This window comes from Alcaligenes sp. SJTW-7, assembly GCF_047716895.1.
GTDB lineage: Bacteria > Pseudomonadota > Gammaproteobacteria > Burkholderiales > Burkholderiaceae_B > Alcaligenes > Alcaligenes ammonioxydans.
In genome coordinates this window covers 2,675,230-2,690,616 of the sequence record NZ_CP136682.1, presented here as the reverse complement: position 1 = coordinate 2,690,616, position 15,387 = coordinate 2,675,230, and the positions used below count along the sequence as shown (strand labels likewise).

Annotated in this window: 12 protein-coding genes; 8 read left to right on the top strand and 4 right to left on the bottom strand. The window is 57.8% G+C overall.

All coding sequences use genetic code 11. From position 1 onward, the window contains the following. The first annotated feature begins 4 nt into the window (after positions 1–4). From RSQ48_RS12080 to RSQ48_RS12070, 3 genes are read left to right on the top strand one after another with little or no spacing between them, the layout of a single operon-like run. Complete coding sequence (locus tag RSQ48_RS12080; protein ID WP_003801041.1) at positions 5–1,492, top strand: NADH-quinone oxidoreductase subunit M; 1,488 nt, start codon at positions 5–7, stop codon at positions 1,490–1,492. An 11-nt stretch (positions 1,493–1,503) separates the two neighbouring features. Further along, positions 1,504–2,982, top strand: coding sequence for an NADH-quinone oxidoreductase subunit NuoN (nuoN, locus tag RSQ48_RS12075; protein ID WP_003801040.1), 1,479 nt, complete (start codon positions 1,504–1,506; stop codon positions 2,980–2,982). A 12-nt stretch (positions 2,983–2,994) separates the two neighbouring features. Then, a complete protein-coding gene (locus tag RSQ48_RS12070) occupies positions 2,995–3,528 on the top strand; it encodes a DUF2818 family protein (RefSeq protein ID WP_240209444.1) in 534 nt (177 codons plus the stop codon). 139 nt (positions 3,529–3,667) lie between these two features. Here RSQ48_RS12070 and RSQ48_RS12065 read toward each other — a convergent pair whose 3' ends face one another. Next, positions 3,668–4,783, bottom strand: a complete 1,116-nt coding sequence (locus tag RSQ48_RS12065; RefSeq protein ID WP_415301835.1) for an NAD(P)H-dependent flavin oxidoreductase — start codon at positions 4,781–4,783, stop codon at positions 3,668–3,670. A 169-nt stretch (positions 4,784–4,952) separates the two neighbouring features. On the opposite strand from RSQ48_RS12065, the gene serB reads away from it, so the two are divergent. Then, complete coding sequence (serB, locus tag RSQ48_RS12060; protein WP_039943217.1) at positions 4,953–5,804, top strand: phosphoserine phosphatase SerB; 852 nt, start codon at positions 4,953–4,955, stop codon at positions 5,802–5,804. Positions 5,805–6,007: 203 nt separating this feature from the next. Here the strand turns inward: serB and mfd are convergent, their stop codons facing one another. After that, positions 6,008–9,487, bottom strand: coding sequence for a transcription-repair coupling factor (gene mfd, locus RSQ48_RS12055; protein WP_039943202.1), 3,480 nt, complete (start codon positions 9,485–9,487; stop codon positions 6,008–6,010). A 29-nt stretch (positions 9,488–9,516) separates the two neighbouring features. On the opposite strand from mfd, the gene ispD reads away from it, so the two are divergent. Together ispD and ispF are read left to right on the top strand one after the other, a co-directional pair. Then, a complete protein-coding gene (ispD, locus tag RSQ48_RS12050) occupies positions 9,517–10,218 on the top strand; it encodes a 2-C-methyl-D-erythritol 4-phosphate cytidylyltransferase (RefSeq protein ID WP_415301834.1) in 702 nt (233 codons plus the stop codon). After that, on the top strand, positions 10,215–10,700 hold the full coding sequence (gene ispF, locus RSQ48_RS12045; protein ID WP_415301833.1) for a 2-C-methyl-D-erythritol 2,4-cyclodiphosphate synthase: 486 nt from the start codon (positions 10,215–10,217) through the stop codon (positions 10,698–10,700). The genes ispD and ispF overlap by 4 nt, the downstream gene beginning before the upstream one ends. A gap of 67 nt (positions 10,701–10,767) precedes the next feature. On the opposite strand, the gene RSQ48_RS12040 is transcribed toward ispF, so the two are convergent. Both RSQ48_RS12040 and ompR read right to left on the bottom strand, forming a co-directional pair. Then, on the bottom strand, positions 10,768–12,210 hold the full coding sequence (locus tag RSQ48_RS12040) for an ATP-binding protein (protein WP_407927701.1): 1,443 nt from the start codon (positions 12,208–12,210) through the stop codon (positions 10,768–10,770). A 2-nt stretch (positions 12,211–12,212) separates the two neighbouring features. Then, positions 12,213–12,947 (bottom strand): two-component system response regulator OmpR, encoded by a 735-nt coding sequence (gene ompR / locus RSQ48_RS12035; protein ID WP_003801024.1) that lies wholly within the window; start codon positions 12,945–12,947, stop codon positions 12,213–12,215. Positions 12,948–13,224: 277 nt separating this feature from the next. On the opposite strand from ompR, the gene tsaB reads away from it, so the two are divergent. Together tsaB and RSQ48_RS12025 are read left to right on the top strand one after the other, a co-directional pair. Continuing rightward, entirely contained in the window at positions 13,225–14,457 is a 1,233-nt protein-coding gene (gene tsaB / locus RSQ48_RS12030; RefSeq protein ID WP_131070742.1) for a tRNA (adenosine(37)-N6)-threonylcarbamoyltransferase complex dimerization subunit type 1 TsaB, read from the top strand. Next, complete coding sequence (locus RSQ48_RS12025) at positions 14,454–15,365, top strand: uracil-DNA glycosylase (RefSeq protein ID WP_059318014.1); 912 nt, start codon at positions 14,454–14,456, stop codon at positions 15,363–15,365. Before tsaB ends, RSQ48_RS12025 begins: the two co-directional genes overlap by 4 nt. The last annotated feature ends 22 nt before the right edge of the window (positions 15,366–15,387 follow it).

Here is a 15,387-nt window from a genome sequence, read left to right as displayed (position 1 = left end):
CGATATGGCGTCTTCTACTCTTCCTTGGTTAACGCTGGCGATTTTCGTACCTATCGTCGCTGGCCTGTTGGTGCTGGCTCTGGGGCGTGATGATCGTCCCACCTTCACCCGCTGGCTGGCGCTGCTGGGTTCGATTGCCGGTCTGATTGTCACGATTCCTCTGTACACGGGCTTTAATCCCGCCACGGCTGACATGCAGTTTGTCGAACTGGCTCCCTGGATTGACGCCTTCAAGGTGAATTACCACCTTGGCGTGGACGGGATTTCCATGTGGTTTGTTCTGCTGACCGCCTTCATCACTGTGATTGTGGTGCTGGCGGGCTGGCAGGTGATCACCAGCCGTGTGGCCCAGTACATGGGCGCCTTCCTGATCCTGTCGGGTCTGATGGTAGGTGTGTTCGCGGCTCTGGATGGCTTGCTGTTTTACGTGTTCTTTGAAGCCACGCTGATCCCGATGTATCTGATCATCGGTATCTGGGGTGGCCCCAACCGCGTTTATGCCTCGGTCAAGTTCTTCCTGTACACCCTGCTGGGTTCCTTGCTGACGCTGATTGCATTCATCTATTTGTGGAATGTGTCTGGCGGTACCTTCGATATCCTGACCTGGCACAAAGTGCCGCTGGATTACACCACGCAGGTGATGATCTTTGCTGCGCTGTTCATGGCGTTTGCCGTGAAAGTGCCTATGTGGCCCGTTCACACCTGGTTGCCCGATGCTCACGTGGAGGCGCCCACGGGCGGTTCCGTGGTTCTGGCTGCCATCATGCTGAAACTGGGTGCTTACGGCTTCCTGCGCTTTTCCCTGCCGATTGCGCCTGATGCCTCCCAAGGTCTGGCCGGCATCATCATTGCCCTGTCCCTGGTCGCGGTGATCTATATCGGTCTGGTTGCCATTGTTCAGGACGACATGAAAAAGCTGGTGGCGTATTCCTCTGTGGCTCACATGGGTTTTGTCACGCTGGGCTTTTTCGTGTTCAACACCACGGGGATGGAAGGTGCGATCATGCAAATGATCTCGCACGGTTTTGTCTCTGGCGCCATGTTCCTGTGTATTGGTGTCTTGTACGACCGCCTGCATAGCCGCCAGATTGCCGATTACGGTGGTGTGGTCAAGGTTATGCCGCGCTTTGTCACCTTCTTCGTGCTGTTCTCCATGGCCAATAGTGGTTTGCCTGGCACCAGCGGGTTTATCGGTGAGTTCACCGTCATCATGGGTGCGGTCGAATACAACTTCTGGATCGGTTTGTTGACAGCCACTGCTTTGATTACCGGTGCATCCTACTCGTTGTGGATGCTCAAGCGCGTGGCTTTTGGCCCCGTGGGTAATGACAAGGTGGCTGGCATGAGCGATCTGAGCGGCCGTGAGTTCTTCGTTCTTGGCGTAATGGCGATTGCGGTGTTGGGCATGGGTGTGTATCCCAAGCCATTCACCGAGGTCATGCACGTTTCGGTTGAAGCGTTGCTGCAACACGTCTCCATCTCGAAACTGTAGGCCGAATCACTATGGATACTACCTTTAACTTTTCTCTGGCTTTGCCCGAGATCCTGCTCCTGGTTCTGGCTTCGTGTGTGCTGATTTTTGATGCGTTCAGCACACACAAACAGCGCCACTCGACCTTTGTTCTTAGCCTGCTGACGCTTGCCGTGGTTGCGGCCAGTGTGGCCTGGCAATGGTCCAAGGGTGTGAACGGCGTCTCGTTCGGTGGTCTGTTCGTCGTTGACGAAATGGCGCACTTCCTGAAGCTGCTCTCGTGTGCCGCTGTGGCCGCTACCCTGATTTACGGTCGTGAGTACGCTGAACAGCGTGACATGATGGAGCGTGGCGGTGAGCTCTATACCCTGACTCTGATGGCTCTGCTGGGCCAGATGATCATGATTTCGGCCAACAGCATGTTGACCGCCTATCTGGGTGTGGAGTTGATGTCCTTCGCGCTGTACGCACTGGTTGCCTTGCGTCGCGAACATCGTCAGTCCATCGAAGCAGCGCTCAAGTACTTCGTTCTGGGTGCGTTGGCATCGGGTATCTTGCTGTACGGTATGTCCATGATTTTTGGCGCTACCGGTCATCTGGAGTTCCCACGCATTGCTGAAGTGATTGCCAATGGTCAGGCCGAGCGTCTGGCGCTGGTCTTCGGTGTGGTGTTTGTGGTGGCAGGTCTGGCTTTCAAATTGACGGCCGCTCCTTTCCACATGTGGACACCGGACGTCTATCAAGGCGCTCCGACCACGGTCACCCTGATTATCGGTGCTGCTCCCAAACTGGCTGCGTTTGCGGTAACCATGCGTTTCCTGGTTGAAGCCCTGCACGGTATTGCCGTGGATTGGCAGCCTATGTTGCTGATCATGGCTGTGCTGTCGCTGGCCTTGGGTAACCTGACTGCGATCATGCAAAAGAATCTCAAGCGTATGCTTGCGTATTCGACCATTTCGCACATGGGTTTCATTTTCCTGGGCTTGCTGGCAGGCGTGTTTGACGGCGAGACTCACTCTCAAGCCTATGGTGCCTCGCTGTTCTACGTGGTGATCTACGTGCTGACCACGCTGAGCACCTTCGGTCTGATTCTGATCCTGAGCCGTCGCGGTTTTGAATGTGAAAACATCAGCGATCTCAAAGGTCTGAACCGTCGCAATCCCGGCCTGGCATTGGTCTGGCTGTTGTCCATGTTCTCCCTGGCTGGCATTCCTCCGCTGGCCGGTTTTGCCGCCAAGCTCAGTGTGCTGCAGGCGGTGGTGGGCGCAGGTTATATCTGGCTGGCCGTGTTTGCCGTGATCATGTCCTTGATCGGCGCCTTCTACTATTTGCGCGTTGTGAAGGTGGTTTACTTCGACGAGCCCGAAGGGGAAGAGCATCCGGTGGCAACCGGTTTGTTGACCAAGCTGGTCATGCTGGTAAATGGTGTGCTGATTATCGGCCTGGGTTTGTTGCCCGGCGGTCTGATGGATACCTGCATCCGCGTGATCCAGTCTTCCTTGCAGTTTTAAATAGGTAGCCCCATGGACCAAAGCCTTTCCATCTGGGTCTTGATTGTTCTTTCCGTGATAACGGCTAATCTGCCGTTTCTCGTGGAAAAGCCCTTGCTGGTATTGCCTTGGTCCTTGCCGGGCGAACGGTCTGGTCTTTCGCCCTGGCTGCAACTGATAGTCGGTCTGGTGTATCTGCTTGTCCTGGCGGCTTTGGGACTGGGCATTTACACCTTGATTGCGTCCAGCTCGGGTCTGAATTCCTTGCCGCTCATGGTAGGCAAGCTGCTTCTAGGCTTAGCGTTAGCGGCTGCTTTGTTTTTCTTTCCCGCGTGGCGTGCTCGTCATCAAAAGATCTCCAAGGGCTTTCTGTCCCGCCTTCTGGAGGTGTGCGCCTTGTACGGTATCGTGGGGGCATTTGGTTTTGCCTTTGAAGCCAGCATTGGTAATCCGTTCAAGCAGACCTGGGTGTTTTACACCATTACTTTCGCTTTGTTTTTGGTCATGGCCTACCCCGGCTTTGTGTATCGCTACTTGATGCGTCATCCCAAGGGTAAATTTGACTAAGACTGGCACGTGTAAAAAAAAACCTCGCAAAACTATTTGCGAGGTTTTTTTTTGGGAGGTCTCGGATGTGTGACTTAGTCCGTCTGTCGGCCAGTGTGGACGGGGGCCTGGCCCTTCAGGTCGCAAGGTCTGGCCTTAATCAGGGCTGATCCAGGGGGGCATGAGTCGCGCCGGCCAAACCCAGACGTTTACATACGCCCTGAGCTTCTTGAGCCAGTACCAAGGTTAATTGCTCAGCAGGCAGTGCGCGGCCCAATGCTGCGCTTTGACCGCTCCACAGAGAGGTGAACTCGCTGCGGCCTTGTTTCTCCGCTTCGATACGCAAGGGGCTCAGCGCGGAACCAGCATGAGGAAACACAGGAGCGCTGTCACTTAATGGGCCGATTTCGTCCATCAGACGAGTGCGGATACTGCGGGCGGGGCGGCCGGAGAATAGATTGGTCAGCGCTGTTCCATCCGAGCGGCTCTGTCCCAAGGCCTCACGGTGTAGTGGGCTGATCTTGGACTCAGGGCAGAACAGGTAGGCGGTCCCAATCTGGGCGGCACAGGCTCCTAAGGCCAGCGCTGCCGCAATGCCCCGTCCGTCGGCAATGCCGCCAGCCGCGATGACAGGAATGCTTACGGCGTCGGCAATCTGAGGAACCAAAGACAGGGTGCCCACTTGAGTATGAACTTTATTATCAAGAAACATGCCGCGGTGGCCGCCTGCTTCGACGCCTTGGGCGATGATGATATCGGCACCGTGTTCTTGCAGCCAGACAGCTTCGGCGGTGGTAGTGGCACTGGACATGACCAAAGCGCCGGATTTTTTGACGCGCTCAACCAGGTCAGCGGTGGGCAGGCCAAAATGGAAGCTGACCACCTCGGGCCGGATCGCTTCCACCAGTTCAGCATGAACCGGCGAGAAAGGCGCGCGTGCCGCCTTGGGCAGCTCCTGGTTCGGGTCCAGCCCATATTCCTTGTAGTAGGGCATCAGTCGCAAGCGCCATTCCTGCAGGGCCTCTGGCTCCAAACGCAGATCTTCATGGCAAAAAAAGTTCAGATTGATGGGCGCTGAGACGGCTTGCCGAAATAGCGCCACTTGTTCACGAATCTGGTCCGGGCTGAGCATGGCGCAAGCCAGGGAGCCAAGGCCACCGGCACGAGCGACTGCGATGGCCAACTCGCTGTCTTGGGCACCGGCCATGGGAGATTGGACAATGGGGTGTTCGATGTGGAGCAGATCGAGCAAGCTATGGTTGGGCCAGATGTACATGGAGGGCGTCCTCGGTCATTTCGCAATAGCGTTTATCGTAGCAGGATGAGTTCAGACTGAAAACTGACAGGGATGCGTGAAGGCCAGGCTGTGACTGACCGTTGGCAGGCTACAATACTGGTTTTTTGGCACAGTGCCTGTGCTGTATTTTTGCTTTGTGGACGATCTGATGTCTCATCTCATTCTTCAAGGGCCGCGCCTTGACAGCGCCATCATCGAAAAAATTGCGGCAGTGGTGCAAGCCGATGGCGTGCAGGAACTGGGCCCCACTGCAGTCCGCGTTCTGGGTGCGGATGCCTCGCAGTGTGCTGACGTGCAGACCCTGTGCAAGAGCGGCGCGATGGACTTTGCCTTTCTGGAGCAGATCGATCGCCTCAAGGATATGCGCGTGTTGGCTATGGACATGGATTCCACGCTGATCAATATCGAATGCATTGACGAGATTGCCGATATGGCGGGCCGCAAAGAGCAGGTTGCCACGATTACTGAAGCGGCGATGCGGGGCGAGATCAAGGATTTTTCCGAAAGCCTGGTTCGTCGAGTGGCGTTTCTGGAAGGGGTGCCGGTCAGCGATCTGAGCCGTGTTTATGAAGAGCGTTTGCAGCCCAATCCCGGGGCTGAGCGCCTGATCGCAACCGCGCATGCGCACGGCGTGAAGACCTTGCTGGTGTCGGGCGGCTTCACTTTCTTTACGGAGCGCATGAAAGATCGCTTCAGCCTGAGTTTTGCCCACTCCAATACCTTGGAAGTGGTGGACGGTAAATTGACTGGCAAAGTCTTGGGTGCCATTGTGGATGGGCAGGCCAAGGCGCGCTTCTTGCAGGAGTTGGCTGCCGATCTGGGGGCAAGCCCCGAGCAGTGTATTGCAATCGGTGATGGGGCCAATGATCTGCCCATGATGTCCAAGGCCAAGTACTCGGTCGCTTACCGTGCCAAACCTGTCGTGCAGGAGCAGGCCCGCTTTGCCTTGAATCATTCTCCCTTGGATGCCGTATTGAACTGGTTCCGTTTGGACGTGTGAGGGACACGAACCGTCAGCGTGGTTTGGCGCTACAAAATCGGAGGGTGGATGTTAGCTTCAGTCCATCCGCACCCGGAGTGGGGCTGTATTGAGAAGTTTCGGTTCGCAGGCCTAAATGCATCAGTCAGGGGCGTTACGGTCAAACATAAAAGAGCGCTGTCTTTGTCCAGCGCTCTTTTTGCATCCAGCGTGACGATTAAGGCTTACTTCTCTTGGCGCAAGCTGTTCAAGACATTGCGTACGGCCTGAATGCGATTCTTGATTTCTTCACCTTTGGTGATATCAATCTTCAGTTTGTCCGGGCCGGCCAGTCGAACCTGTTTGTTCTTCTGCACCAGTTCAATAATGCTGACGGCATCTACATTGGGTTTGGAGGAAAACTGAATCGTCGCCTGTGATTCACTGGCATCAATCTTCACAATACCTAAGGGCTCGGCCTTGATGCGCAAACGATGCACGGCCAGCAGGTTCTCGCCGGCCTCCGGCAGCAGGCCGTAGCGGTCGATCAGCTCTTCATGAATGTGGATCAGGTCGTCCTCAGTGCGGGCGTGCGAGAGCGTCTTGTAGTGCCCCAGACGGGCATTGACATCGGGGCAGTAGTTGGCGGGCAGCAGGGCGGAGGTATGCAGATTGACCTCGCATTGCAAGGCGAAGGGCGAATCCAGGTCAGGTTCCTCCCCCGCTTTCAGGGCTTTGACGGCCGTATTGAGCATATCCGCATACATGGAATAGCCTACTTCCTGAATGTCGCCGGACTGGGATTCGCCCAACACTTCCCCCGCACCTCGAATTTCCAGATCGTGCATGGCCAGGAAAAAGCCTGCACCCAGCTCTTCCATGGCTTGAATCGCTTCCAGCCGTTTTTTCGCATTGCTGGTGATGGCGTCCTCACCTGGGGTGAGCAAATAGGCATAGGCCTGGTGGTGGGAGCGGCCAACGCGGCCACGCAACTGGTGCAGCTGTGCCAGACCCAGACGATCGGCACGGTGAATGACGATGGTATTGGCCGTGGGTACATCAATGCCGGTTTCAATAATGGTGGTACATAGCAGTACGTTGTAGCGCTTTTGATAGAAGCCTTTCATGACGGCTTCCAGCTCGCGCTCAGGCATTTGACCATGGGCCACGGCAATGCTGGCTTCCGGGACCAATTCCTCCAACCGGGCACGACGGTTATGGATGGTCTCGACTTCGTTGTGCAGGAAGTAGACCTGACCCCCGCGTTTCAGTTCGCGCAGCAGCGCTTCGCGTATGGTGCTGCCATCTTCACGACGGACAAAGGTTTTGATTGCCAGACGTTTTTGTGGCGCTGTGGCAATCACGGAAAAGTCCCGTATGCCTTCCAGGGACATGCCCAGGGTGCGTGGAATAGGGGTTGCGGTCAGGGTCAGGATATCGACTTCGGCACGTAGCTGCTTCAAGGCCTCTTTCTGGCGCACGCCGAAACGGTGTTCTTCGTCGATGATGACCAGGCCCAGATGCTTGAAGCGCACATCGGGCGACAGGATCTTGTGCGTTCCAATGACAATATCCACACTGCCGTCCTGAAGTCCTGCGATGGCGGCCTGGGTTTGTTTCGTGGAACGAAAGCGGGACAGCTCGGCAACCCGGATGGGCCAGTCGGCAAAGCGATCCGAGAAGGTTTGGGCATGCTGCTCGGCCAACAAGGTGGTCGGGCAGAGCAAGGCTACCTGTTTGCCATTGGCTACCGCCAGGAAGGCAGCGCGCAGCGCAACCTCGGTCTTGCCAAAACCCACATCCCCGCAGACCAGACGATCCATGGGCTGGCCGGACGTCATATCGTTGATGACCGCTTCGATGGCGGCGGCCTGATCCGGGGTTTCTTCAAAACCAAAACCTTCGGAGAAGGCCTGGTAGTCATTGAGGGGCAGCTTGAATTTGAAACCTTCACGGGCGGCTCGCTGGGCGTACAGGGCCAGCAGCTCAGCCGCACTGTCGCGTGCTTGCTTGGCGGCACGACGGCGGGCCTTGTCCCATTGACCCGAGCCCAGTTGATGCAGCGGGGCATGCTCGGGATCGGCGCCGCTGTAGCGGGCGATCACATGCAACTGAGCAACGGGAACATAAAGTGTGCTGCCTTTGGCGTACTCCAGATGCAGAAATTCGACCGGGCCTTCACCCAAATCCATTTCTTTCAGGCCGCAATAGCGGCCAATGCCATGCTCGGCATGGACTACCGGGTCACCTTCACGCAGCTCGGACAAGTCCCGCACCATGGCCTCGACATCGCTGCTGCGTTCGTTGCGGCGGCGGCTGCTTTGCGTGCGTGTCTGGGTAGGGTAGAGATCATTTTCGGTGAGCAGGCTCAGATTGTCATGAATCAGGGCAAAGCCGCGAGACAAGGGCGCAACGACCAAGGCAAAAGCCGCGTCTGACTGCAGAAAATCCGTCAGGTTCTGGCAGTCTGACGCGGGCGTCAGATTGTGCTCGCGCAGCATTTGCAGCAGTGTTTCCCGCCGGCCAGCCGAGTCGGCGCACAAGACGGTGCGATTTCTCGGGTCCAGGACTTCTTGCCGCAGTTGGGCCAGCGGGTCTTTATCCCGTCGGTTGACCGCCACGACGGGCAAGGCTTCAAAGTCCGGGTGAGCAATCGGCTGATTGTCGGCCTGAGCACTCAGGCTCAGACGGCAGAAAGGCTTGATGCCATTGAAAAACTGCTCATCGGACAGAAACAGGCTTTCAGGTGGCAGGATCGGGCGTTCACGGTCGTTCTTCAGGAACGAGAAGCGGCTGTGCGTATCACTTTGGAATCGGGCGATGGCGTTTTGCGCGTCCCCGTGCGTGATCACCAGGCTGCCTTCTGGCACGTAGTCCATCAAGGTCGCCGTTTCTTCAAAGAACAGCGGCAGGTAGTATTCAATGCCCGCAAAGGCAATGCCGTTGCCTACGTCCTTATAGGGCAGGGCGCGCGACGGATCACCCTCAAAGAACTCGCGGAAACGGGCCCGAAACTGGGTGCGCGCTTCTTCGTCCATGGGGAACTCGCGACCGGGTAATAGCTGAATTTCCTTGACCGGATAGAGGCTGCGCTGGGTATCGATATCAAAGCTGCGTATGCTTTCGATCTCGTTGTCGAACAGGTCCAGACGGTAGGGCAGCACGGAACCCATTGGAAACAGGTCAATCAGACCGCCGCGGATGCTGAATTCGCCCGGGGCACTGACTTGGGTCATGTGCGTGTAATTGGCCAGCATCAACTGGGCGCGTAGCTGAGCTTCATCCAGTTCATCACCCTGACGGAAGGAAAAGGTATAGGCCGCCAGAAAAGAAGGTGGCGCCAGCCGATACAGGGCGGTTGTGACCGGGACGGTCAGTACATCGACTTCGTGCATGGTCAAGGCATGCAAGGTGCGCAGGCGCTCTGAGATCAGGTCCTGATGAGGGGAGAAGCTATCGTAGGGCAGCGTTTCCCAGTCCGGCAACTGGCGCACGCGCAGGGCGGGGCCAAACAACAGGATTTCCTCGGCCAGCCTTTGGGCAGTCAAGGGGTCGGCGCAAAGCACCAGAATAGGCGCTTTATGCTGGCGGGCCAGGTCGGCAATCAGGCAGGCATCCCCGGAGCCCGGAGGCATGGGTTGCGTGTAGCGTTGACCAGGACGTAGGGCAGCCAGCACATCTTGGGTGCTGGGCAGGGACAGGGAGTGCTGTTTTTCGGTTTCCATCAGGATTGTCATTATAAAATCACCCACCTATGAAGACTACCTTGATTGCAATTGTTCCAGCTGCCGGCATCGGCTCGCGCGCCCTGGATTCTGCCACGAAGGCACAAGGCTTGCCCAAGCAATACCGTTTGCTGGGCGGGCAGCCCATGTTGCGCCGCTCGGTACAGGCTTTGCTGGCCGATGAACGTATCAGCCAGGTGCGGGTGGCTGTGGCCCCCGGTGACATCTGGGCCGCCGACGCACTGCAAGATTTGCCGCGTACGGTCTGTCTGCCTTGTGGTGGGCAAATGCGGGCTGAAACGGTGCTCAATACCTTGCAGAGCCTGGATAAGGACGAGCAAGCCTGGGTTCTGGTTCATGATGCTGCGCGCCCCGGTTTGCCCAAGCAAGTCCTGGCGCGCCTGATTGATACCTGCTTGCAAGCGCGACGCGGTGGTTTGCTGGCTTTACCCGTTGCTGATACGGTCAAGCGCGCAACCCCCACCGAGCCGGTCGCGGTACAGGAAACGGTGGACAGGGACGGGCTGTGGCTAGCGCAGACTCCCCAGCTGTTTCCCGCCCACGCCTTGCGTGAGGCCTTGCAGGTGGCTAAAGAACAGGGTTTTGCGGTGACGGATGAAGCCAGCGCCATGGAATTGGCGGGTAGCCGACCCTTATTAATCTTGGGTTCGGCGCGGAATTTTAAAGTCACCTGGCCTGAAGATTTTGAACTGATGGAGAAATGGTTATGAGCATGCCGATTCGCGTAGGACAAGGTTTTGATGTGCATGTGCTGTGCGAAGGCCGACCCTTGATTCTGGGCGGTGTCACCATCCCGCATACGCATGGCTTGATGGGGCATTCGGATGCCGATGCCTTGCTGCATGCCATTACCGATGCCATCCTGGGTGCTGCGGGCCTGGGGGATATTGGCCGCCATTTCCCCGACACCGATCTGAAATACAAGGGTGCCGATAGCCGCGTGCTGCTGCGTCAGGCTTATGAACAGGTACGTGCTGCGGGCTGGTTGGTAGGGAATGTGGATGCCACGATTCATGCGCAAAAACCCAAGATCGCTCCCCATGCTGCGGCGATGGTGGCCAATATCGAGGCCGATCTGCAACTGGAACCCGGCAGTGTGAATATCAAGGGTAAAACAAACGAGGCCATTGGCTTTGTGGGGCGCCAGGAAGGGATCGCGGTGACTTCAGTCGCCTTGCTGTATCGAGCCTGATCGGACCTAGGGTTGAAGAAAGCCTTGGGCAAAAAGCAGGCGGCCTTCAACCCAAGGCCCGGTGGGTTCAGGCGTTTTTGGTGTCTTTATCGCCTTGTGTTCCTGGTGCATTACGACTGGCGCGGATGCGGGGCAATTGAATGCGGGCTGTCAGGCCTTCAGAGGGGGCGCTGATAAGCTCAAAGTGCCCACCTACCTGGCCCAAGAGACGTTCCACAATCGCCAATCCCAAACCGGCACCACTGACCCCCGTACGCGCGGATACACCCCGGGAGAAGGGCCGTAGCAGGCGCTGGATGTCGCCTTTGGCAATACCGGCGCCCTGATCCTTGACGGCAATGACCAGAATATTGCCGTGCTGATGGGCAGACAGCTCAATGCGTGCCCGGTCATCTTCGGGACTGCGTCCGTAACGACGGGCGTTTTCGATCAGGTTGGAGACGATACGTTTCAGGTCGTGGGCGCTGATGCGGGCATACAGATTGGGTTCGACGGAGGCCGTCAAAATCCCACCCAGCGATTCGGTATGCGTGCGTTCGCGTTCGTAGACGTCATTGAGCACGGCCGAAACATCAATGCCATGTTCAGGGACAGCCGTAGCGGGACGGGCATATTCCATCAATTGACCAATACTGTGGTCGATCTGGGCCAGGTCCTCGTCAATGGCGGCGCGGGTTTCGTCCGATACCTGGCTTAATTCAATTTCCAGACGCATGCGCGCCAGCGGTGTGCGCAAGTCGTGCGAAATACCGGCCAGCATGATTTCCCTATCCGCCTCTGTCTGGCGGATGTCCCGAGCCATGCGGTTAAACGCGATATTCATGTCGCGGATTTCAACTGGGCCTTTTTCAGGAAGCGTGCTGGGAGTCTCGCCACGGGCCAGTTGCTGGGCCACCTTGGCCAACTGGGCCAAAGGCCGGTTCACGAAACGCACACTGACCGCGGCACCGATCAAGGCCAGCAACAGGGCGGTGGCACCCCAGCCCAGCCACTCCACGCCGGCAGTCAGGCTTAACTGTTCGCGGTCAAAAACCAGCCAATACTGGTCTTCATTGATATCAAAGGAAACCCAGATGCCTGGCACGCTGTTGACCGACCACATGATCAGGGTCTGGCTGCCCAGTGCGCCACGCACTTCGGTAGAGACGTGCTGCCAGTAATTGGAGCGTGGCAAGGGTTCAAGTTCGTCGGTGTTCTCGCGTGGCTGGACGCGCAGACTTTCCTTGGTGGCCAGATCCAGCAGCAGGGCGGGGCGTACCGCCGGGGGCGCGTACACCAGAGCCGAGCGGGTGATGCTGACAATGGATGCCACGCGCTGCGCCATTTGGGCAGCACGCGGTCCTTCTTCCATACTGAAGAATACTTGCAGCCAGGCACCCAGGCTGACGAGCATTAACGCGGCAAGCAATAAAAAAGACCGGCTGAATAAACCTAGCCGGATACTCGAGTTTTTTCTTGCTCGGCGTTGGGCGGCCGTGGTGGGCCGCCCCTCTTGCTGACCGGAAGACAAGGTCAGTTACCGCCGTCTGGAACGAACACGTAGCCCAGGCCCCACACCGTTTGGATAAACACGGGTTTGGAGGCATTGGGTTCGATCAGCTTGCGCAGACGCGAAATCTGCACGTCAAGGCTGCGGTCAAAGGCTTCATATTCGCGACCACGAGCCAGCTCCATCAGTTTGTCGCGTGACAGGGGGATCTTGGGATGGCGGGCAAACACCTTCAGCACCGAGAACTCGCCCGTGGTGATCGGGACAACTTCGTTGTTGCGGGTCAGTGTGCGTGTGGACAGGTTCAGCACATACGGGCCGAACTCGATCGATTCATTTTCCTGACTAGGTGCGCCGGGGTGTTCCTCGGTACCACGGCGTCGCAAGATAGCGTTGACACGGGCCAGCAATTCGCGGGGGTTGAACGGTTTGATGAGGTAGTCATCAGCACCCATCTCCAGGCCCACGATGCGGTCGATTTCCTCGGCCTTGGCCGTGAGCATGATGATTGGAGTATTGTCGTGTCCGCCGCGCAGCCGACGACAGATGGACAGGCCATCTTCGCCGGGCAGCATCAGATCCAATACCAGCAGATCGAAATGCTCGCGTTGCCAGAGTTTGGCCATTTCTTTACCGTCTTCGGCAACGAAGACGTTGAACCCTTGTTCAGACAGATAGCGGCGCAACAAATCGCGCAAGCGTGGATCGTCGTCAACGACAAGGATTTTGCGGGTGAGGGGGGGGGTCGGCGTATTCATAGCGAAAATGTAACAGGCATCAGAAAGCGCGTATAGGGGGGTGTAGAAAAATATTACACATTAAGTGTTTTGTACTATTTATGCGCCTTGTGGCAGGTTTGGCACATTCTTCGGCGAGATTGTACGGCAGCAAATAGTCTCATTGGTCGTTTTGGCTCTGGTCTATAAAACGCCCGTCCGCCAAACAAGGTGTCCCGGACTGCTTCGAACCGGGCTTTGTCCTTGCCCGTGTATTCAGAGCCGCCTATTTTCAGTCCGCTTAAACTAAAATAGCGTGATGGATGCACATATTCTTGCCCTGGAGACTTCCTCCAATCTCTGTGAACTGACCTTGTTGTCTCGCACACCTGCGGGTATCTCGCTTGTGGGGCTGAGCCACGAGGGCAGTGGTGATCATGCTGAACGGCTTTTGCCGATGGCCGAGCAGTTGCTGGAGCAGGCCGGCCTTGACCGGCAGGCCTTAAGTGCCATTGCGTTCGGGCAGGGTCCGGGCGGTTTTACCGGTCTGCGCGTGGCTTGCGGCGTCGCTCAGGGCATGGCCTTTGCGCTGGGTCTGCCCGTCTTGCCCGTGTCTTCTCTCCTGGCGGCGGCCGCCAGTGGTTCACCGGTCGAAAATACAGCCTATGTGGTGGCGCAGGATGCGCGCATGCAGGAGGTGTATGCAGCCGTCTACAGTTGGTCGGCTCAGACGGCCTGGACCGTGCAGCAAAGCCCGGTGTTGCTGGATGCCGCCCAGCTTACTGATTGGATTGCCCGTTTGCAGGCCGAGGGCGTGATTGCGAGACACCAGCAGATTCTGGTGGTGGGAGATGCCTTGCAGCAGTTCCCCGATCTGACATCGGCTGTACGGGCGCACGATTGGCAGGTCGGGCCGGCATGGCGCGCGACAAGCGCCAGTGTTGCACGCCTGGCCCTGCATGATCTGGACCAGGGGAAGGGTATTGCTCCTGATCTGGCCATGCCGTTGTATGTGCGCGAAAAAGTCGCCTACACCATTTCGGAGCGCGAGCAGGGCTTGGGCGGCAACCCGGCCGCTTTGGATCAGCCCTGGCAAATTGAAGCCATGCAGCCCGGGCATGTGTCGGCCGTGCTGGATATAGAACGGCGCGTGGAAAGCCACCCCTGGACGGCGGGCAACGTGACGGATGCCTTGGGTAACACAGCGTATTGCTGCCGGATCATCCATAAGCAGGGGCAGGTACAGGGCTATGCCATTTGGCTGCAGGCCCCGGACATGATCGAGCTGTTGCTGATCGGGGTCGCTCCTGAGCAGCAGCGGCAAGGTCTGGCGCGCCAGTTGCTCGATGACGGTCTCCAATGGGCACGACAGCGCGCAGTGGAGCGGCTCGTTCTGGAAGTGCGGGCCTCAAATGCAGCAGCAATCGGTTTGTATGAGAAGTATGGTTTCAAGCCCGATGGCGTGCGTAAAAACTATTACCCTTTCAAAGAAGGCGTGCGGGAAGACGCGGTCTTGATGAGCTTGAGCCTGGCCGATAAGGCAGAGGCATGATCGACTTTCAGCCTATCTCCCCCTTACAGCGTAGCTGGTTGTTGGAGCTGGGGCTGGAGCGCGCCTTTCTGGCCCGTTTGCCCCAGGCCCAGCCTGCCGTTCAAGCGCTAGCACCTGCGCCGCCAGTCGGTACGTCGGCTGCGGCCCCCGCACTTGAGCGGGCGGTTCCACCTGCTGACCGCCCTGTGCCGGTGGCCGCTGTTTCCGGCGCAGCCAGCGATGCGCTGTCAGCGCGTGATCAGGCTTTGGCGGTATTGCGTAAATCGGGGGCCCGACCAGCGGCTCCCGTGCCAGTCGAAGAGGTGGTTCAGCGCCCTGCCGTGCTGATTCAGCCCGAGAAGGCGCGGGATATGGCCAGCTTGTTGGAGCAGGCACAGGCATGCCAGGAGTGTGGCCTGCATACTGGTCGTGCGCAGGTCGTCTTTGGGTCAGAGCTGGTGGCCGAACCCGACTGGATGATTGTGGGCGAAGCACCAGGGACCAGCGATGATCGTAGCGCACAGCCTTTTGATGGCAAGGCAGGGCTGTTGTTGCAGGCCATGCTCAACAGCGCCATTCCTAACGCCTCGATTTATAAAGCGCATTTGGTCAAGTGCCGCCCACTGGGAAATCGTCCTCCCGCCCCGGAGGAGCTGGCTGCATGTCGGGCCTTTCTGGATGCGCAGATTCGTCTGGTGCAGCCGCGACGTTTGCTGGCGGTCGGTCATGTGGCCGCAATGGCGCTTAGTGGTTGCGAGCAGGATCTGGAAACTTTGCGCGGTCAGATCCTGAGTTACACCGACACGCTGGGCCGTAGCGTGCCTTTGGTGGTGACTTACCATCCTGCTTCGCTCTTGCTGCGCCCGCAGCACAAGGCCAACGCCTGGCGGGATCTGTCCTTGTTACGGCAGTTGCAGGCTCAGCCCTGAGCGGGTCGCCGCCACGCAGCGG